This is a genomic window from Leucobacter sp. HNU, assembly GCF_047946755.1.
Taxonomy (GTDB): Bacteria; Actinomycetota; Actinomycetes; order Actinomycetales; family Microbacteriaceae; genus Leucobacter.
In genome coordinates this window covers 2418786-2438474 of record NZ_CP178837.1, presented here as the reverse complement: position 1 = coordinate 2438474, position 19689 = coordinate 2418786, and the positions used below count along the sequence as shown (strand labels likewise).

16 protein-coding genes and 1 pseudogene are annotated in these 19689 nt (G+C 73.2%); 14 read left to right on the top strand and 3 right to left on the bottom strand.

The window, feature by feature from the left end:
- Positions 1-17: 17 nt before the first annotated feature.
- From AB3K78_RS12020 to AB3K78_RS12010, 3 genes are all read left to right on the top strand, one after another.
- Positions 18-1742, top strand: coding sequence for a PKD domain-containing protein (locus tag AB3K78_RS12020; RefSeq protein ID WP_416443542.1), 1725 nt, complete (start codon positions 18-20; stop codon positions 1740-1742).
- A 419-nt stretch (positions 1743-2161) separates the two neighbouring features.
- A complete protein-coding gene (locus tag AB3K78_RS12015; RefSeq protein ID WP_416443540.1) occupies positions 2162-3487 on the top strand; it encodes a hypothetical protein in 1326 nt (441 codons plus the stop codon).
- Between the two features lie 11 nt (positions 3488-3498).
- Positions 3499-4563 carry a helix-turn-helix transcriptional regulator gene (locus tag AB3K78_RS12010; RefSeq protein ID WP_416443538.1) on the top strand — a complete coding sequence of 355 codons (1065 nt, stop codon included), beginning with the start codon at positions 3499-3501 and terminating at the stop codon, positions 4561-4563.
- On the opposite strand, the gene AB3K78_RS12005 is transcribed toward AB3K78_RS12010, so the two are convergent.
- Positions 4560-5039: an ATP-dependent zinc protease gene (locus AB3K78_RS12005; RefSeq protein ID WP_416443536.1), complete on the bottom strand. Its 480-nt coding sequence runs from the start codon at positions 5037-5039 to the stop codon at positions 4560-4562. The two genes, AB3K78_RS12010 and AB3K78_RS12005, sit on opposite strands and share 4 nt — an antisense overlap.
- 25 nt (positions 5040-5064) lie before the next feature.
- Between AB3K78_RS12005 and AB3K78_RS12000 the strand changes: the two genes are divergently transcribed.
- Positions 5065-6264: a RimK family alpha-L-glutamate ligase gene (locus AB3K78_RS12000; protein ID WP_416443534.1), complete on the top strand. Its 1200-nt coding sequence runs from the start codon at positions 5065-5067 to the stop codon at positions 6262-6264.
- A 140-nt stretch (positions 6265-6404) separates the two neighbouring features.
- Positions 6405-7337 (top strand): Ig-like domain-containing protein, encoded by a 933-nt coding sequence (locus tag AB3K78_RS11995; RefSeq protein WP_416443532.1) that lies wholly within the window; start codon positions 6405-6407, stop codon positions 7335-7337.
- On the opposite strand, the gene AB3K78_RS11990 is transcribed toward AB3K78_RS11995, so the two are convergent.
- On the bottom strand, positions 7334-8041 hold the full coding sequence (locus AB3K78_RS11990) for a YceI family protein (RefSeq protein WP_416443530.1): 708 nt from the start codon (positions 8039-8041) through the stop codon (positions 7334-7336). The genes AB3K78_RS11995 and AB3K78_RS11990 overlap by 4 nt on opposite strands.
- Positions 8042-8222: 181 nt before the next feature.
- On the opposite strand from AB3K78_RS11990, the pseudogene AB3K78_RS11985 reads away from it, so the two are divergent.
- A pseudogene (locus tag AB3K78_RS11985) lies at positions 8223-9113 on the top strand (GNAT family N-acetyltransferase); the annotation flags it as partial.
- A gap of 315 nt (positions 9114-9428) precedes the next feature.
- On the opposite strand, the gene AB3K78_RS11980 reads toward AB3K78_RS11985, so the two are convergent.
- Entirely contained in the window at positions 9429-10688 is a 1260-nt protein-coding gene (locus AB3K78_RS11980; RefSeq protein ID WP_416443528.1) for a glutamyl-tRNA reductase, read from the bottom strand.
- A gap of 102 nt (positions 10689-10790) precedes the next feature.
- On the opposite strand from AB3K78_RS11980, the gene hemE reads away from it, so the two are divergent.
- The 8 genes from hemE to hemL are packed head-to-tail and all read left to right on the top strand — an operon-like array spanning position 10791 to position 19523.
- Positions 10791-11909, top strand: coding sequence for a uroporphyrinogen decarboxylase (gene hemE / locus AB3K78_RS11975; RefSeq protein ID WP_416443526.1), 1119 nt, complete (start codon positions 10791-10793; stop codon positions 11907-11909).
- Positions 11899-13464: a protoporphyrinogen/coproporphyrinogen oxidase gene (locus AB3K78_RS11970; RefSeq protein WP_416443524.1), complete on the top strand. Its 1566-nt coding sequence runs from the start codon at positions 11899-11901 to the stop codon at positions 13462-13464. Before hemE ends, AB3K78_RS11970 begins: the two co-directional genes overlap by 11 nt.
- Positions 13461-14177: a hydrogen peroxide-dependent heme synthase gene (gene hemQ / locus AB3K78_RS11965; RefSeq protein WP_416443522.1), complete on the top strand. Its 717-nt coding sequence runs from the start codon at positions 13461-13463 to the stop codon at positions 14175-14177. Before AB3K78_RS11970 ends, hemQ begins: the two co-directional genes overlap by 4 nt.
- Positions 14174-15340 carry a ferrochelatase gene (locus tag AB3K78_RS11960; protein ID WP_416443520.1) on the top strand — a complete coding sequence of 389 codons (1167 nt, stop codon included), beginning with the start codon at positions 14174-14176 and terminating at the stop codon, positions 15338-15340. The genes hemQ and AB3K78_RS11960 overlap by 4 nt, the downstream gene beginning before the upstream one ends.
- Positions 15337-16341, top strand: coding sequence for a hydroxymethylbilane synthase (gene hemC, locus AB3K78_RS11955; RefSeq protein ID WP_416443518.1), 1005 nt, complete (start codon positions 15337-15339; stop codon positions 16339-16341). The genes AB3K78_RS11960 and hemC overlap by 4 nt, the downstream gene beginning before the upstream one ends.
- Positions 16338-17204 carry a uroporphyrinogen-III synthase gene (locus AB3K78_RS11950; RefSeq protein WP_416443516.1) on the top strand — a complete coding sequence of 289 codons (867 nt, stop codon included), beginning with the start codon at positions 16338-16340 and terminating at the stop codon, positions 17202-17204. Before hemC ends, AB3K78_RS11950 begins: the two co-directional genes overlap by 4 nt.
- Positions 17191-18174 (top strand): porphobilinogen synthase, encoded by a 984-nt coding sequence (gene hemB / locus AB3K78_RS11945; RefSeq protein WP_416443514.1) that lies wholly within the window; start codon positions 17191-17193, stop codon positions 18172-18174. The genes AB3K78_RS11950 and hemB overlap by 14 nt, the downstream gene beginning before the upstream one ends.
- A complete protein-coding gene (gene hemL / locus AB3K78_RS11940) occupies positions 18171-19523 on the top strand; it encodes a glutamate-1-semialdehyde 2,1-aminomutase (RefSeq protein ID WP_416443512.1) in 1353 nt (450 codons plus the stop codon). The genes hemB and hemL overlap by 4 nt, the downstream gene beginning before the upstream one ends.
- The last annotated feature ends 166 nt before the right edge of the window (positions 19524-19689 follow it).

The window sequence follows — 19689 nt, the reverse complement described above, 5'->3', positions numbered from 1 at the left end:
CCCGAACTGGAACCCCGATGACCCGAACCATGCGTTCCCTGGTCGCCGCATCCGCGGCGGGCCTCGCACTGATCCTCACCGCCCACGCCGGCGCCCCGGCGGCCAGCGCGGCCCCCGAAGCCGCGGCCCCCGAACCGGCCGCACACGTGCCGCTGCGCCTGTACGTGGCCGACCAGGCGGCTGCGCGCCTGCTCGTCGTGGATCCCGTGACGAGCGAATCGTCCGAGATCGCGCTGCCCGATGTCGGCTCGGCCGTCGTGCTGCAGGCCGACGGCACGACCGCTTACGTGCGGATGCAGCGCGGCAGCGTCGCAGTGATCGACACCGCTTCGGCGAAGACCGTCGCCGAGTGGACGGGGCACGGCGCCTACAGCACGTCCCCGTCGGCGTTGGCGCTCTCGGCCGACGGGTCGCGGCTCGCCGTCGCGGGCGGGAACGCCGCCGGATGCGACTTCGACGTAGTGGATACCACGACGGGGGAGACGGTGCGGCGCTTCAGCGCACTGACCTCCTGGTGCTCGCCGTCGGCGGTCGCGTTCTCCGCCGATGCGAAGCGGCTCTTCGCGCTCGACCGCAGTAGCAACTCCCTCTTCGCCTTCGACACCGCGACCGGCGCACTGCTCGACCGGATCGACAAGTACGCCGATCCCGACCGCATGCACAACAACCCCGCGGGGCTGGCCCTCACCCCCGACGGCGCTTCGATCGCGGTCGCGTTCGACATGCCGAACTGGCGCAGCGAGCCCAGCATCGTGGTGCTCGACGCGCAGACCCTCGAGTGGCGGTCCGAGTACGTGCTCGAGGAACAGGTACCCGGAACCCGCGGGGCCGGTCAGCTGACCGTATCGCCGAAGACCGGGCACATCATCTCGGGAATCGGCGGCTACTCGCCGGTCGTCTGGTCCGTCGATCCGGCGTCCAAACGGATCGTCAGCGGCACCCAGACGAGCTGGCTCAGCGGCGCCGGCGTCGCGTCCGGTCGTGCCGGGGAGACGTACGCGGGCACGGGCGACGGGATCGCGATCCTCGATGCGGCGGGCGGCGTGACGCGCACGCTCCAGGTGCCCGGCCTACGGCCGTCGGGGATCGCCCTCTCCGGCGAGGTCGCCCCCGTCGCCTCCGTGCGATCCACCCCCGGAACCACCGCAGCGCCCGTCGTGCTCACCGCGGATGCGTCACGTCGCGCCGGGGCGCTCCCGATCGCCTCGTACGACTGGGACTTCGGCGACGGTCGGACGGTGACCACCGACGTACCGACGGTCGAGCACCGCTACGCGCGAGAGGGAGAGTACACCGCCTCCGTCACGCTGACGGACATCTCCGGCAACTCCACGCGAGTCGTCTACGACGGCTCCCGCACGATCCGGAACGGCTCGGAGACCGCGCGCGCCGCGACTCGGGTGGTCGTGTCGAGCGGACCGGTCGATCCGGGGAGCGCGTCCGACGCGGACAGCGACAGCGATAGCGCGGCGGGCGGGGCCGCCGCCGACGGCACGACCGGAAGCGGTGCTTCGAGCACGGGGCGGAGCGACTCGGGCGCGGACGGGACCGCCGGGAGCGCCGCGCAGGACGGACGTGCGGAGGGCGCGACCGGCGCTGCTCGTGGCGGCACGCCCCCGCTCGCCTCGACCGGGGGCGAAGCTTCGACCCCCATGCTGATCGCCGCGGCGTGCGCACTCGGCGTCGTCGGTCTCGGTTGCGTCGCGGTGGCGGCCCTCATCCGCTCTCGGCGCGCGCGATGACCCTCACCTAATTGACCCCGAACGGGCATCCGGGCTCACTCAGGCGACCGGAGCGGCGCCTAGCGTGGAGAACGTCCGAGGGCCGCGAGCCCCGGACCCTTCCGAAGTCGGCGGCCCCCAAATCGAAACCGATCCCGCCGCTTCGACGCCGCGGACGGCGTCCCCAATTCCGTCGTCCGCCCGGTGGCGGGGCCGCGGCCCCGCCACCGCCTCTTCCGTTCGCCCATCGGGACGGAACGCACGACTTCCGCACGGGACCCGTGCGATTCGACCGGCCTGGAGCATACTGGGCCACGGGCGCGGATCACGCACCGCTGAGAGGGGTTGGGGTGTTTCTCTTCAGAGACGAACTCGCGACGGCCAGGGCGGGGCTCCGCGCCGGGAAGAGCGTCCGGATCGTCGGAGCCAGACAGAGCGGGATGAGCACCCTGCTGATCGAGATCGCGCGGGACGCCGAAGCCTCGGGGGTCGACGTTTCGATGCTGCGCGGCGACCTCATCGCCGAGCAGCAGCCCGGGCGGTTGATCGAGGAGTGGCGGGCCGGTCTCGGACTGCACCGGCGTCATCGCGATCTCGGCGAATCGATCGATGAGATCGCTGCCCGACTCCACCCGGGAAGCGTGCTCGTGGTCGACGACCTCCACTTCGCCGATGCGCTGAGCCTCCGGGCGGTCGACGTCCTACGTCGGCGACTCGGCCTGCGGCTCGTCACGGCCGAGGGGCTCGGGCGGGATCGGGACGCCGACCTGCCGCCCGTGTGGCCCGAGACGTTCATCGAGGTCACGGCGGTGGATCTCACGACCACCGGGATGATCATGCGGGAGATCCTCGGCGGCCCCGTCGCTCCCGGCGCTCTCGCGCGGGTGTACGGAAAGTCGGGCGGAGCCGTCGGCGTGACCGTGGCGATCGTCGAGAGCGCGCGCGACCGCGGTCTCCTCCGCCTCGAGCACGGCTCATGGGGCGTTGCGGGCCGGACGCTCTGGTCGCGGGAACTCATGCCGTTCGTCGACGGGCTCCTGATCGGATGCCGGGAGACGCTTCGAGCGCTCGTGCGGCACACCGCCTGGAACGGGCCGCTCGACCTCGACGCGCTGACCGAGAAGTTCGGCCTCGAACTGGTCGAGGAAGGTGTCGAGCGTGGCTTCCTCACCACCGCGTCCGGCCCCGGAGAGACCGTGCTGCAGGTCTGGCCACCGGTGCTCGTCGATCGGTTCCGGGAGACCCCGATCCGCGTGCTGCATCGACGCGAGGCCGCGATGCCCTCCGCGTTCCTCCCCGGTTCCGTCCCGCACTCGGGGGAGCGCAACGAGGGGGCGATCCTGGCGCGCACCTTCGCCACCCACCTCGAGCAGGTGCTCCCCGGACTCTACGCCGCCTGGCGCGAGACCCGCCTGCCGGCGGAGGGGCTCGCGTACCTCACCGAGGCGCTCGGCCTGGCCAGCGAAGCCGAACGCGTCGACCGGGTGATGGCTGACACGCGGATCACCATGCGCTCACCCGACTCCCACGAACTCGATTTCATCCTGCAGCAGGTCGCCTGGCGACTCATCGAGCGGGAGGACGAGGCGGGAGCCTGGAAGCAGCTCGACACCCTCGCGGCGTTCGCGCCGCATCTCGCCGGCAGCGTCAGCGCAGTCCGGGCCCTGTTCGAGCGCTGCGCGGCGATGGCGCGCCACCCATCGACTTCGACCGCGAGCACGACCCGATCGGCTTCGCCACCGCGGCGCGGGCCGCGGGCGCGGTGATGCGGGGCGCCGTGTCGGTCGCGAAGCTGGAGCTCGGCACGCTCAGCTCGAACCCGAGCCTTCGGTACCTCTACGTCTACCTGCGCGCGGTGCTGCAGCTGCTCGACGGCGACCCGCATGGCGCGCTCGCGTTCATCGCGCGCGAGCGCAAGGCGGCCGCCGAGTCCTTCGACCGGCCCCTGTTCGCGACCCTCTCGTATACCGCCGCGCTCGTCGACTACTATCTCGGCGACTCCCGGGCGGCGCTCGCCTCGATCGAGGAGGGGCTCGTGATCGGACGGCCCCGGCTCACCATGAGCCCGGTCTATGCTGCGATGCTCAACCTGCAGGCGATGGCCGCACACTTCCGCGGCCAGCTCGCCGTGCGCGACGATCTCGTGCGCACCGCCGCCCAGCTCTCGCCGAATCCCGGTCCGTTCCTCGGCACCGGCTTCGACATCATCGAGACGATGATGACGGCGGAGCGCGATCTGGCGCGGACGAGCGCCGACCGGGACCGAGACGTCGCGGCCGCCGTGCGGCTGCGGGCGGACAGCGGCTACGTGATCGGCGCGGTGCAGACCGCGGCGGCGGTGCTGACGCTCGAATTCAGCGACGAGGCCGCGCGCGCCTTCGTCGAGGCCGATGCCCGCGCCGAAGAGACGGTCTACCGGCGGCCCGCGAGGATCGCCGGCGCGCTTGCCGATCGGGACTTCGATCGCGTCGTCGCCATTCTCGACGAAGCTCCCGCTGCGCACGACCGGAACCTGCTGCTGCGGCTGGTCTCGGCCGCGGGACGTCGCGCGGGCCTCGACGGCGACGCGGAGCGCTCGAAAGCGCTGATAGCGCTCGCGGCCGAGGAATTCCCCGCGGCCCGCGCCGCGATGCCGGTGCCGACGACCTCGCCGCTCAGTCGGCGCGAGGGGGAGATCGCGAGGCTCACCGCCACGATGTCGAACCCCGAGATCGCGGCTCGTTTGAGCCTGAGCCGGCGGACGGTCGAGAACCACATCGCGAACGCCCTGCGCAAGACGGGACTGCGGAACCGCGTCGAGCTCGCCCGGTTCGCCGAGGAGGCGGTGGCGGCGCAGGGCTAGGAGCGCCCGCGATTCTTCCGGCGGATCCTGCGCTCCGGCTTCTCGCCGAGATAGGAGGCCGCGGAGTCGACCAGGAACCCCCGGCGCAGCGCCTCGCGGCCGATGAGCATGCGGAAGACCATCTCCTCGCGGCTCGTCAGCGTGACCTCGGCGGGCACGCGGCGTCCCACCAGCTCGATGTCCATGAGCACGACGATGCGGTCCTGCGAGTGGCCCGACGAGCTCCGCACGGTGCGGCGATCGTGCACCGGGAGCTCCACCCGGACGGCGTCCTCCTCCGAGTTCTGCCAGGGATGCACCTCGAACCGGACCCACGGCGCGCCGTCGCGCTCGAACTCCTCGAGCTCGGCCGCGTGCAGCGCAGAGGTCTGGGCACCCGTGTCGATCTTCGCCTTGATCCAGGGAACTCCCGCCGCAGGCAGGCGAACCCATTCACGCCAGCCCGTCAGGGTGCTTGAATGGTGGGGTTCGATCACGGCACCTATCTTGGCAGGAAACCACGTGAAACTCGCGATTCTCTCGCGCGCCCCGCAGGCGTACTCCACGCAACGACTCCGCGCGGCCGCCGAGCAGCGCGGCCACACCCCGAAGGTGCTCAACACGCTGCGCTTCGCGATCGATCTCACGAGCGACGAGCCCGATCTGCAGTACCGGGGCAAGCAGCTGAGCGACTACGACGCGATCCTGCCGCGCATCGGCAACTCGATCACCTACTTCGGCACCGCCGTCGTGCGCCAGTTCGAGCAGATGGACGTCTACACGCCCAACACGTCGAACGGGATCACCAATGCGCGCGACAAGCTGCGCGCGATCCAGATCCTCTCCCGGCACAACATCGACATGCCGGCCACGGCCTTCGTGCGCAACCGGGCCGACGTGCGCCCCGCGATTGAGAGCGTGGGCGGCGCGCCCGTCGTCATCAAGCTGCTCGAGGGCACCCAGGGCATCGGCGTGATCCTGGCACCCCAGGTGAAGGTGGCCGAGGCCATCATCGAGACCCTGCACTCGACGCGGCAGAACGTGCTGATCCAGCGCTTCGTCGCGGAGAGCCGGGGGCGCGACATCCGCGCGCTCGTGGTGGGCGACCGGGTGGTCGCCGCGATGCGCCGCAGCGCCGCGGGCGACGAGTTCCGTTCGAACGTGCACCGCGGCGGCACCGTGGAGGCCGTGCAGCTCGATTCCGCCTACGAGCAGACCGCGGTGCGCGCCGCGCAGATCATGGGACTCCGTGTCGCGGGCGTCGACATGCTCGAGGGCGACGAGGGGCCGCTCGTGATGGAGGTCAACTCCTCGCCGGGTCTCCAGGGCATCGAGGCGGCGACCGGGCTCGACGTCGCGGGCGCGATCATCGACTACATCGCCGGACAGGTGAATTTCCCGGAGATCGACGTGCGCCAGCGCCTCTCGGTCTCGACGGGCTACGGCGTCGCCGAACTGCTCATCCATTCCGGTGCCGAGCAGGTGGGCAAGACGCTGGGCGATCTGGGGCTCTGGGACCGGGACATCACCGCGCTCACGCTGCACCGGGGCGTCCAGGTGATTCCGAATCCCCGCAAGCATCAGGTGCTCGAAGCCGAGGACCGCCTCCTCTGCTTCGGCAAGCTGGAGGAGATGCGCAGCATGATCCCCGAGCGTCGCCGTCGCCGCGCGCGGGTGCGCAAGCTGTCGAAGGAAGCCCAGGAGCTCGCCGAGGGGCAGTAGCGGGCCGGCAACGGGCTCGTCCGGGGCGCTCCGGGTTATGCACAGGGCGCAGACGCGCATGTCCTGAGCCGGGGGAGCGCCCATAGCTTGGACCGAGCAGCGGCGACCGCCGCTGCTCGGTCCAAGCCCCAGGAGGCCCCGTGCAGTCCACTCGTCCCCATCTCGTGAGCGTGCTCTGCGCGCTCGCCGCCGCGCTCGTCCTCGTCTGCGCGATGCTCGCGTTCGGGCAGACGGCGCGGGCCGCGGCCGCGGGTGCGCTCCCCGCGCCGGCCGCCGGCACTGCTCAGCAGGCGCGCCTCATCGGTCCCTGGGTGATGCGGCACGCGGCCAGCGAGTACCCGATCCTGCGCGGCGCCCAGCGCATCGCCTTCGTCAACGGCGGTTCGCCCGATCAGGCGATCACCGCCGAGTTCCCCGCTCTCGGCAGGCAGGGGCCGATCAGACTCGGGGCGGAATGCCTCACCCTCCTCCCGACGAACCATGTCGGGTTCGCCGAGTGCAGCGGCGCGGCCGACCAGGTCTTCGCCCTCGTGCCGCAGCAATACGACTCGCACTCGGGGGCGCGTATCGTGTCGGCGCTTCGCCCGGGTGCGTCGCTGCAGCTCTACGGCGTCTGGAAGATGGAGACCGACGCGTGGTCGACGGGTGGCGCGTCCGCCGCCGCCATCGAGTTGCTCGACACCCGACTGCTGGTCGAGGCGACGGGCGACGCGCCGGTGCGTATCGACGGGCCGGTCTCCGGCGAGACGGTCGACACCGCGTCCCCCGTGATCTTCGGATCCGCGGAACCGGGCGGCCGCGTGATCCTGACCGGTTCCGACGGAACCGAAGTCGGCCGGGTCGTCGCCGGCGCGGACGGAGGCTGGGCCGTGGAACTCCCGACGCTTCCGGACGGCGCGCACACCGTGACCGCGAGGCCGGAGCACGGCGGTGCCGGTGAATCGGTGTCGTTCTTCATCGCGACGGCAACCGCAGAGGCGCCGTCCGAAGCCGGGGCCGTCGCCGGGGCACTGGTCCTGGCCGGAGCGCTGGTGGTGCGCGGGTTTCGCAAGCTCGCGCGTCCGGGACGCTAGCCCTTGTGCGCCAGCAGCTGGAACTCGACGAACCCCTTGGGCTCCACCTTCACGAACCCGAGGCTCGGCGCCTCGACGCCGTAGTCGGCGAACGTGATCGGAATCTGCCCGGCGATCTGGGTCTGCGAACTGTCCGAGCGCACGGCGACCTCGAACGTGACGGGTCGGGTCTTCCCCGCGATCGTCAAGTCGCCGGTCACCGATTGCTTCACCGTCTCCCCGGCCTTCGGCGCGGTCGCCGGCTTCGCGGCCTTCGTCAGCACGAACGTCGCCTTCGGGAACTGATCGGTGCGGAGCGCCGTCGAACGGAAGTAGTCGTCGCGATTCTGGCTATCGGTCGCAATCGAGGCCACATCGACCGAGAACTCGGCCTTCGTGAGCGAGATGTCCTGCACCGTCAGCGAGCCCGTCACCTCGGAGGTCCGGCCGGTCACCGTGACGTCGGTGCCGTTCAACACCTCGTTCACCCGATAGCCCGCTTCGGATCCAGAACCCACCGACCAGACCCCGTCGACGTCCGCGGCGGTGAGCCGGCCGGTCGGCGTGCCGCTGAGGGTGCCGGGTCCTGCAGAGATCGTGGGCACCGCATCCGCGGGCTTCGCGATCACGTCGCGATACACGATCGGCCCGGCGATCGCGATGGTGCCTCCGATCAGCACCACTGCGACTGCGGCGCCGATCAGCACCTTGGTCCGTCGCCTCATGTGCGCTACCCCTCGCGGATTCCCAACCGAAACAGATACGTCGACGGCGACGCTCCCGCTGCACCTGCCGCGAACGCGACGCCGTAGCACCTACTCTCACGCGAAAAACAATGCGCACGCTGAGAACCGGCTCCACAGTCGGAGAGAATCGGGCAGAAGGAGACGGCCGTAAACTTGAGCGGTGAGCAGCAACGCCTTCGAGATCCGCCCCATCCGCCCCGAAGAACACGCTGCGGAAGCCGACGTCCTGCACCGGGCGTACGCAGCCGGGCCCTACGCCGCCGACCTCGACGGCAATGACGCGTGGCTCGCCACGGAGCGCGACACCGCCGGGCGCGATGCCGCCGGACGGGTGCTCGTCGCAGTCCGCCCCGAAGCCCCCGGTCGTGTGTTCGGTGCGGTCAGCGTTCTCCGCGGGGGAGGCGCGTTCACCAAGCTCACTGTCCCAGGCGAAGCCGAGATCCGTCTCGTCGCCGTCGATCCGGCTGCCCAGGGAACCGGGCTCGGTGCCGCCCTCACCCGCGCCGGTACCGAACTCGCGATGCGTTGGGGCGTCGACGCGATCCGTCTCGACACCGGGGAGCGCAACCCCGCCCAGCACCTCTACGCGAAGCTCGGGTACGAGCGCACGCCCGAACGCGACGCGGACCTTCCGGACGGCGGATACGGAGGATCCCTGACCTACGCGTTCCCCCTGACGGGCGACGCCGCGGGCCCGCTCGACACGAGCGTGCGCGTGCGTGAGATCCGGAGCGCCGACGTCGAAGCGATCAGCGCGCTCGTGCTCGCCGCGTACCGGGACACTTACGACGGGCTCGACCCCGCCTACCTGAACGAGATCGCGGACGTCGCGGGACGCATGCGCGACGGCATCGTGTGGGTCGCCGAGGACCGCGACAGCGGCGAACTGCTCGGCACCATCACGACGCCCCGTCCCGGGAGGACGCTCAGCGACGTCGCGCGCCCCGGCGAGCTCGACATCCGCCTCCTCGGCGTCGGGGCGGCGGCCCGCGGACGCGGCATCGGCGAACGGCTCACCCGGCTCGGGATCACCCTCGCGCGGCTCCGCGGCAACAGCCGCCTCGTGCTCAACACCGGATTGATGATGGAGCCCGCCTGGAGACTGTACGAGAGCGCCTCGGCTTCGAGCGCCTCGTCGACCGGGAGCGCCAGTTCACGCGACCCGACGGCACCGTGGTGCACCTGCTCGCCTACGGATACGACGTCTAGACCCCGGGGCCTGGGCCTGCACACCCGTGTGCCCTGCTCCACCCCGAGCGAGTCGTCGAGTGGCGTCAGACCGCTGGATTGCGGGTGGATTCGACCTGTGTGCCGCCTCTCGGCAGAAGAGCCCGCCGAAGGAGCCCAGGAGCCCGCCCAACGGGCCCTACTCGCCGGGACCGAACAGCGCTTCGACGGCGGCCCGTGCCTCCGGCGCCCGCCCGGAGCGTCCCAGCTGGCGCACCCGCACGGTGGGCTGGTGCATGAGGCGGCCGGCGAAGTGGCGCAGCGCCGCCGCGACCTCCGGGTCGCCCGATCGTGCGATCTCGTCCTCCAGGATCCCGTGCACGTGCCCGCGCAGCGTCACCAGCGCGGGCACCGCATCGAGCTCCGCCCGGTCGGCCGCGAACTCGGCGGCGGCGTCGGCGACGATCTCGCGGGCCTCCGCCTCGGCGCTGAGCTCCGCGATGGGGGCGTGCTTCGCGACGGTCTCGAGGTCGAGCAGTTCGACGCCGGGAACGGTGGCCGACGCGGGGTCGATGTTGCGCGGCACGCCGAGGTCGATGAGGAGTCGAGGGCGCGGCCGATCGGCGGTCGAGACCGCGCCGCCTGCGAGGGCGTGGCAGAACGGCGCGCGGGACGGCGCGACGGTGCGGGCGAATCGTTCGCGCCCGAGGAGCGGGTCCTGCGCGTGGCTGCACGCGATCACGAGGTCGGCGCGTTCGAGCTCGAGTTCGAGCGCCTCGTGCGGGATCGCTCGCACGCCGTGCGATGCGGCGAACTGCTGGGCACGGCCCGAGGGAGAGTAGACGCCGATGCGTTCGGCTCCGCGCGCGCGGAGCGCGGCAAGGCTGGCGCCCGCGTACGCGCCGGTGCCGACGAGCACGATCCGGGTGCCGCGCCAGTCGCCGATGCGGCTCTCCGCCATGCGCAGCGCGAGGCGCACGAGCGAGCGCCCCTTGGACTGGATCCCGGTGCGGTGCTTGATCGCCTTCGATACGCCGGTGGCGCGCTGGAAGAGGCGTTCGAGTTCGGTCGTGACCGTGCCTGCGGTGCGGGCCCGGTCGAGCGCGCGGCGCACCTGGCCGGCGATCTCGCCCTCGCCGACGACCGCCGACTCGAGGCCGCCGGCGACCGCGAACAGGTGCTCGGGCACTTCGTTGCCGGCGTGCACGGCGCTCGCCCCCGCGAAGCGTTCGGCGGGCAGATCCGCAGCCTCGGCGAGGCTGCGGAGCACCGCGTCGCTGTCGAGCGCGGGGGAGTCGAGGTAGGCCTCGAAGCGGTTGCACGTGGCCACGACGACCGCGCCGGTCGCGAACTCGGGATCGGTCAGCCGAGCCGTGAGGTCGTCGGCGCGTCGCTCGATGTGCTCGAGCAGTTCGAGGTCGGCCCGGTGGTGGTCGACGGATACGCAGAGCAGGCTCATCAGGCTGGAACTCCGCGGAATCGTGCGGAATCCCGGTGCCTGAGAGCAAGCTGAACGAGAGTGTGCATCTTCATCGGATGAATACGTTAGCATCATCATCTGATGAATGCCCTGCCCTCCTCGCACCCTCTCCGCACCGGCCGCACCTCGGACGCCCCGCTCGTCCGCGCGCTCCGCGGAGACCGCCCCGAGACGACCCCCGTCTGGTTCATGCGCCAGGCGGGACGCTCGCTCCCCGAGTACCGCGAGCTGCGCGCCGGCGGCGACATGCTCGAGGCCTGCACGACTCCCGAACTGGCCGCCGAGATCACGCTGCAGCCGGTGCGCCGGCACGGCGTGGACGCCGGGATCTTCTTCAGCGACATCGTGGTGCCCCTGCTGCTCGCCGGGGTCGACGTGCGGATCGTCGCCGGTCGCGGCCCGGTCTTCGCCGAGCCGGTGCGCACCGCCGAGCAGGTCGCCCGGCTTCGGGCGGAGCACGGCGCGGATCGACTGCGCGAGCACCTGGATCCGATCCGGCGGGCCGTCGAGATCACGGTGGCCGAGCTCGGGTCGACCCCGCTGATCGGCTTCGCGGGAGCCCCCTTCACCCTCGCCTCCTACCTGGTGGAGGGCGGCCCGTCGCGCGACCATCTGCGCGCTCGCGCGCTCATGCACGCGGAGCCCGAGACGTGGGCCGCGCTGCTCGACTGGGCGGCGGAGCTCAGCGGCGCGTTCCTCGAGGCGCAGGTGCTGGCGGGCGCGAGCGCCGTCCAGCTGTTCGACTCCTGGGCCGGATCGCTGCGCCCCGTCGACTACCGCGAGTCGGTCGCCGTCCACTCGGCGAAGGCGCTCGATGCGGTGCGCCACCTGCACGCGCCGGATCCCGGGCTCGAGGGGTACGCCGCCGCCGGCGCACGGGTGCCGCGCATCCACTTCGCCGTCGGAGCCGGGCACCTGGCCGAGCAGTTCGCCGGTCTCGGCGTCGACGCGGTCGGCGTCGACTGGCGCACCCCGCTCGACGAGGCCAGCCGGGCGCTCGGCGACGCGGTGGTGCTGCAGGGCAACATCGATCCGGCGTTCCTGGCGGCCCCCGCCGAGGTGCTCGACGCGCACGTCGACGACGTGATCGCCCGCGGGCGGCGCGCGCCCGCTCACGTGCTGAACCTCGGCCACGGGGTGCCGCCCGAGGCCGACCCCGCGGTGCTCACCCGGCTCGTGGAGCGGGTCCATGGGCGCTGACGACGAGGACCAACACCTCGGACGGGCCGCGCGCCGTGCGGCCGCGGAGCGCGCCGTACCGGCGCGGCCGCGCGTCGCTGTGATCGGGGGCGGGATCGCCGGGCTCGTGGCCGCGCGCGACCTCGCGCTCGGCGGTGCCGAGGTCGTCCTGCTCGAACGCGGCGACCGTCTGGGCGGCAAGCTGCGCGGGGAGCCGATCGCGGCATGGGCCGGTGCCGGAAGCGGCGCCGACGCGGTGGTCGCGGACCTCGGCGCCGAGGCGTACGCGACCCGTGGCGACGGCGTCGCCGTGCTGCTGACCGAGCTCGGCATGATCGATCGGATCGAGGCCCCGCGGCAGCTGGGCTCGTGGGCCTACGACAGCGGGACCGCATATGCGCTGCCCCCGGGCCTGCTCGGGATCCCCGCGCGGCCGTTCTCCCGATCCGCGCTCCGGGCGCTCGGCCTCGGCGGGGCCCTGCGGGCCGCGATCGAGCCGCTGCTGCCCCGGTCGATCGGCCGCGACGAACGGTTCCTCGGCGGCCTGGTCGAAGCCCGCTTCGGATCCCGGGTGCTCGACCGGCTCGTGCGCCCGGTGGCCCGCGGCGTCTACTCGACCGACCCCGAGAGCCTGCCCGTCGCCCGGGTCGCTCCGGGACTGGCATCGACCCTCGCGAAGGGCCGATCGCTCACTCGCGCGGTGCGCGCGGCGAACGCGCGTCGCACGTCCGCCGGCGGAGCGGTCGCCCGGGTCGCCGGAGGCATGCACCGGCTGCCCGCTCGGCTGGAGGCCGAGCTGCGCGAGCTCGGGGTCTCGGTCAGACTCGGTGCCGAGGTCCTCGACGTGAACGGCGTCGACGGCGGCTGGGACGTGCAGCTCGCCGACCAGTCGATCCGCGTCGACGCGGCGCTGCTCACCGTCCAGCTTCCGGGCCTCGTCCGGGATCCCGGTTTCGACGTGGAGGTGGTGCTGCTCGCGATCGAGGATCCGCGCCTCGACGAGGCGCCCCGGGGCACGGGCCTGCTCGTGGCGGAGGCCGGGCACCACGGCCCCGCCGCGAAGGCGCTGACCCACACCTCGGCGAAGTGGCTCGCCGCCGCAGCGCAGCTCGGATCAGGCCGCCACCTCGTACGGCTCTCCTATGGCAGCGCGGACTGGATCCCGGCCACGCGCGGGCTCGGCGATGCAGCGGTGCGCGAGCGCGCCGTCGCCGACGCCGCCGAGCTGCTCGGCGTCGAACTGCGCGCCGGCGACGTTCGGGAGATGCACCGCGCCGTCTGGAGCATGCCCCGCGCCGCTGCCCTGGTCCCCGGTGGCGCTCCGGCAGCCGCCGCCCGGCCGGCTCCGGCCGCACAGGCGCAGGATCCCGCGACGCACCGCATCCCCGTCGTCCGCACCGGCGAAGTCGCTTCCGGGACCGGCCTCGCCCAGGTGATCCCGCACGCGCGCGCCGCGGCGCGCGAACTGCTGGCCGGCCTGTCCCGGCCGGCCGAACGCACTCCCGCCCGGGTCCCCGGCGGAGCCCCCGAATCGTCCACCCGCAGCGAGTCCCAGCAGAGGAGTCACACCCCATGAGCGCACACGAGCAGTCCGCGGCGAGCACCGCCGAGCCCGGCCCGAGCGGCTACACCCTGTTCGCGGTGTTCCGCCGCGACCCGCAGCGCCCCGCACCCGCGGGCGAGGCCGCCGTGCAGACCGAGCTGGCAGAGCTGACCGCCGCCGGCGAGCGCCTCGCGTCCGACGGGGTCGTGCTGCGCGGTTGGTACGACGTGTCGGGCCTGCGCGCGGACGCCGACCTGATGGTCTGGCTGCACGGCGATACCGCCGAGGGGCTCCAGGCCGCGCTCCGCGTGCTGCGCCGCACCGCCGCCATCGACCGCCTGCTGCCGACGTGGAACGCGCTCGGCGTGCACCGCACCGCCGAGTTCAACCGCGCCCACGTGCCCGGGTTCCTGCGGGGCGAGTCCGCCCGCGACTGGCTCGTGCTCTACCCGTTCGTGCGCGACGCGGAGTGGTACCTGCTGCCCGAAGAGGACCGCCGACGCATGCTCGCCGATCACGGGCGCAAGGGCGCCGCGTTCCGCTCGGTCGTGGCGAACACGGTCTCCTCGTTCGCGCTGGGCGACTACGAGTGGCTCCTGCCGATGGAGTCCGACGAACTGACCGACCTGGTCGACATGATGCGCGAGCTGCGCAATACCGACGCGCGGCGCCACATGCGCGAGGAGGTCCCGTTCTTCACGGGCCGACGCATCACCGAATCCGAAGCACTGGAGGTCCTTCGATGAGCCCCGAATCCGTCCGCACCGCTGCCGCGGGATTCGATGAGCAGCCCCACGACTACGACGCGATCCTGCTACTCGGCTTCGGCGGTCCCGAGGGCCAGGACGACGTCATCCCCTTCCTCCGCAACGTCACCCGCGGACGCGGGATCCCCGACGAACGGCTGGAGGAGGTCGCGCACCACTACCGTCACTTCGGCGGCGTGAGCCCGATCAACGAGCAGAACCGCGAGCTGCGCGACGCGCTGGTGGCGGAGCTGGATCGTCGCGGGATCGACCTGCCGGTGCTCTGGGGCAACCGCAACTGGGATCCGAGCCTGCCCGATGCGCTCCGCGAGGCCGACGCCCGCGGCTTCCGCCGGATCCTGGCTCTCGCGACGAGCGCCTACGCCTCGTATTCGGGCTGCAAGCAGTACCAGGAGAACATCGACGACGCGCTCGCCGAGACCGGTCTCGCGGGCACGCTGGTCGTCGACAAGGCACGTCCCTATTTCGACCACCCGGGCTTCATCGCGCCCTTCGTCGAAGCGCTGCGCGGCGGCCTGGCCGAGCTGCGCGCGAGGATCCCCGGACTCGATCCGGCGCAGGACGTCCGTATCCTCTTCGCCACCCACTCGGTCCCGAACAGCTACACGGGCGACTTCGGGCCGCACCCCGAGGCGCTCGGCGGCGAGGGCGCCTACGAAGCGCAGCACCTCGCCGTGAGCGCCGCGGTGGCGGAGGCGGCGGGCGAGGGCGCCGCGTGGGACCTGGTGTACCAGTCGCGCAGCGGCCCCGCGCACCAGCCGTGGCTCGAGCCCGACATCAACGACTTCATCGCCGAGATGCCGAAGGGCGAGACGAAGGCGATCGTCATCGTTCCCGTGGGCTTCGTGAGCGACCACATGGAGGTGCTCTGGGATCTCGACACCGAGGCGATCGAGACCGCGGGCGAGCACGGCCTCGAGGTCGTGCGCGTGCCGACGCCCGGCACCCACCCGGCCTACGTGAGCGGGCTCATCGACCTCGTGCTCGAGCGCCGTGACGGCATCCCCGTCGCCGAGCGGGCCTCCGATCTCGCCCTCGGCCCCTGGTTCGACGTCTGCGGCGAGGGCTGCTGCGACACCGAGGAGCGCCAGGCCGCAGTGCGCGCGCACCGCGCCCGAGCGATGCAGGCGGCCGGCGCATGACCGCATCCACCGGGATCCTGGTCTCGCGCGAGCCCGTCCGGGCACGCGAGGGTCTGATCCGCGTCGGCACGCGCGGCAGCGCGCTCGCCGTCACCCAGACGACGGGCGTCGCCGAGCGCATCGCCGCTGCGACGGGCGCCGAGGTCGTGCTCGTGATCGTCACGACGCACGGCGACACCTCGCGGGCGCCGCTGTCGCAGCTCGGCGGCACCGGCGTGTTCGTGAGCGCCCTGCGCGATGCCCTGCTCGCCGGTGAGTGCGACCTCGCCGTGCACTCGCTCAAGGACCTGCCGACCGGCCCGTGCCCGGGCATCGCGCTCGGTGCGATCCCGGAGCGCGTCGACCCCCGCGACGCGCTGTGCGCCCGCGACGGCCTGACCCTCGCGGCGCTGCCGCAGGGCGCCGACGTCGGCACGGGGTCGCCGCGCCGCGCCGCGCAGTTGCTCGCACGCCGCCCGGACCTCGCCGTGCACGATCTGCGCGGCAACGTCGATACCCGGCTCGGCCGCGTGGGCCGCGACCTCGACGCCGTCGTGCTCGCCGTCGCCGGGCTCGAGCGGATCGGGCGCGGCGGGGCCATCACCGAGCGGTTCCCGCTCGAGGACGCCCCGACCGCCCCCGGACAGGGCGCCCTCGCGATCGAGGCGCGCGCGGAGGACGCCGCCGCGCCCGGAGCGATCGCCACCGCGCTCGCCGCCGTGGAGCACATCGACTCGCGCTGCACGGCGCTCGCCGAGCGCAGCCTGCTCGGCACGCTGGAAGCCGGCTGCGCCGCGCCGGTCGGTGCCTGGGCGCGCATCGACGACGACGGTCGCATCGTGGTCGCCGGAGCCGTGTACCGGGTCGACGGCAGTGCGTCGCTCGTGCGGGAGAACTCGGCGCAGCTGCCCGACGATCCCGCCGCTCGGGTCGAGACCGCGTACTCGCTCGGGGCCGCCGTCGCGCGGGCGCTGCTCGACGCGGGCGCCGCGCAGCTCGCCGATCTCGGGGCCGCGCGATGATCCCGGTGCGGCGCGCGCCGCTGCCCCTCACCGATCGTCGGATCCTGCTGCCGCGCGGCGGCGTCTGGGGCGAGCGCGTCGCCGCCGAGGTGCGGCGTCGCGGCGGTGTTCCGGTCACCGGCCAGCTCATCGAGCTGGCCGACCCCGACGATGCCGAGCCCCTGCGCGCCGCGGTCGAGGCGTGGAACCGCGGCGACTACGAGTGGCTCGCCGTCACCTCGGCCAACGCCGCCGCCGCGCTCGTGCGGGCCGGTGCTCGTCCGCGCGCCGATTCGCGCGTCGCGGTCGTGGGGCCGAGCACTGCCGAGGCGCTGCAGCAGCACGATTTCCGCATCGCCGTGATGCCGGCCCGAAACTACTCGGGCGAGGGACTCGCCACCTCCATGCTCGCCGCGCTCGGCGCGGGCCCGGGCGAGGTGCTGCTTCCCGTCTCCGATCAGGCGGGCACCGGCCTGGAGGAGGCGCTGCGCGATGCCGGCCACTGGGTGTCGCGCGTCACCGCGTACCGCACGGTCGAGGTCGCGCCGGATCCGGCCCACGCCTCGGCGCTCGCGGAGGGCGGCTTCGACGCCGTGCTCGTGACGAGCGGGTCCGTCGCCCGTGCGCTGGCCGCGGCCTGCCCGGTGATCCACGCGGAGACCCGGGTCGCGGCGATCGGCGGCCCGACGGCGCAGGCGCTCGTCGACGCCGGCCTGCGCGCCGACACGGTCGCCCCGATGCACACCGTCGACGGACTGCTCGACGCCCTCTCGGCCGCGTTCGCCCTCGAGCCCACGCAGCCGTTCGAATCGACCTCGCCGTTCGCGGGCCTCGCGCCCGACGACGGCACCGCACCCGAGAAGGACCCCGATGCCCAGCCCTGACGCCCCCAGCATCCGCCCGCGCCGCCTGCGCAGCACACCGGCCATGCGCCGGCTCGTCGCCGAGACCCGGCTGCACCCGGCCGAGCTCGTGCTCCCGCTCTTCGTCCGCGAGGGGATCGACGCGCCCCGCGAGCTGCAGGCCATGCCCGGTGTCCAGCAGCACACCGTCGATTCGCTGCGCCGCATCTCGGCCGAGGCCGCGGCCGCCGGACTCGGCGGCGTGATGCTCTTCGGCGTGCCCGCGGTGCGCGACGCCCGCGGCTCCGGCATCGACGACCCCGAGGGGATCCTCAACGTCGCCACCCGTGCGGTGCAGCAGGAGGTCGGCGACGCGCTCGTCGTGCAGACCGACCTCTGCCTCGACGAGTTCACCGATCACGGCCACTGCGGCGTGCTCGCGGGCGACGGATCGGTCGACAACGACGCCACGCTCGAGCGCTACCGCTCGGCCGCCGTGGCGCAGGCCGACGCCGGTGCCGCCATGCTCGGCCTCTCGGGCATGATGGACGGCCAGGTCGCCGCCGTGCGCGACGCGCTCGACGCAGCCGGGCACGAGGACACCGCGATCCTGGCCTACGCCGCGAAGTACGCGTCGGCCTTCTACGGTCCGTTCCGCGAGGCCGTCGACTCGCAGCTCACGGGGGACCGCCGCAGCTATCAGCAGGATCCCGCCAACCGACGCGAGGGCCTGCGCGAGGCCGAGCTCGACCTCGCCGAGGGCGCCGACGTGCTCATGGTGAAGCCGGCGATGTCCTACCTGGATGTGCTCGCCGACGTCGCCGCCACGAGCCCCGTGCCGGTCTGGGCCTACCAGGTCTCGGGCGAGGCGGCGATGATCGAGGCCGCGTCGGCCAACGGCTGGATCGACCGCTCCGCTGCCATCCACGAATCCCTGATCTCGATCCGTCGTGCGGGGGCCGACGCGATCCTCAGCTACTTCGCCCTCGAGGTTGCGGAGCGACTGCGATGAACCCCACCACCGGTACCACCGGGACCGAAGCCGCCACCGCTCGGAGCGCAGCCCTGCAGGAGCGCGCGGCGCGCGTGATCCCCGGCGGCGTCAACTCGCCCGTGCGGGCCTTCGGATCGGTCGGCGGCACGCCCCGCTTCCTCGTCTCGGGCACGGGCCCCTATGTGACCGACGCCGACGGCAACGAGTACGTCGACCTCGTCGCCGCGTGGGGCCCCGCCCTGCTCGGCCACGCGCACCCGCCCGTCATCGACGCCGTGCAGCGTGCGGCGGCGGCCGGCCTCGGCTTCGGCGCGTCGGCGCCCGGCGAGGCCGAGCTGGCCGAGGAGATCATCGCGCGCGTGCCCGCGGTCGAACGTCTGCGTCTGGTGTCGACGGGCACCGAGGCGACCATGACCGCGATCCGCCTCGCACGCGGCGCGACCGGGCGGCCGCTGCTCATCAAGTTCGCCGGGCACTACCACGGCCACTCCGACGGTCTCCTCGCCGAGGCCGGCTCGGGCCTCGCGACGCTGTCGCTGCCGGGTTCCGCGGGCGTGACCCCGGAGACCGCCGGGCAGACGCTCGTGCTGCCCTACAACGACATCGCGGCGCTCGAGGCGGTCTTCGCCGAGCACGGCGACCGGATCGCCGGCGTCATCGCAGAGGCAGCCGCCTGCAACATGGGCGTGCTGCCGCCCGAGCCCGGCTTCACCGCCGCGATGATCGAGCTCGCGCACCGCCACGGCGCGCTCGTGATCCTCGACGAGGTGCTCACCGGATTCCGCGCGAGCGCTTCGGGCTACTGGGGGATCGAATCCGCCGGCGTTCCCGGCGGAGTGCAGCCCGATCTCTTCACCTTCGGCAAGGTCGTGGGCGGCGGACTGCCGCTCGCCGCGGTCGGCGGTCGTGCGGAGCTGATGGAGCAGCTGGCCCCGCTCGGGCCGGTCTACCAGGCCGGCACCCTCTCGGGGAATCCCGTGGCGGTGGCCGCGGGGCTCGCGACGCTGCGCGGTGCCGATTCGGCGGCGTACGGCCGCCTCTCGGCCGCGTCCGATCGGCTGTCGGCGTCCGTCGGTGCAGCGCTGACGGAGGCGGGCGTCGCGCACCGCGTGCAGCGCGCCGGGACCCTGTTCAGCGTGCTGTTCGGCGACTTCGCCGAGGCGCCGCGCACCTACGCCGAGGTGCAGCGGCAGGAGGCGTTCCGCTACCGGGCGTTCTTCCACGCCATGCTCGACGGCGGCGTCAACCTGCCCCCGAGCGCGTTCGAGGCCTGGTTCGTGACGGCCGCGCACGACGACGCGGCGCTCTCCCGCATCGAGGCGGTGCTGCCGGCGGCGGCCGCGGCCGCAGCGGCGGCCCGGCCCTAGCGCGGGGCGGCCGAAGCGCGGCCCGGCCGTCGCAGCCGCCGAGACGCCCGTCTACCGTCGAAACACCGCGCTGCTTCGTGGTGGTTCGCAGGCAGGCGGGAGTCTCGGCGGCAGGACGTGTGAGCGCGGCAGAAGAGGCGGGCGCACGGGCGCCATGCCCCGCGCG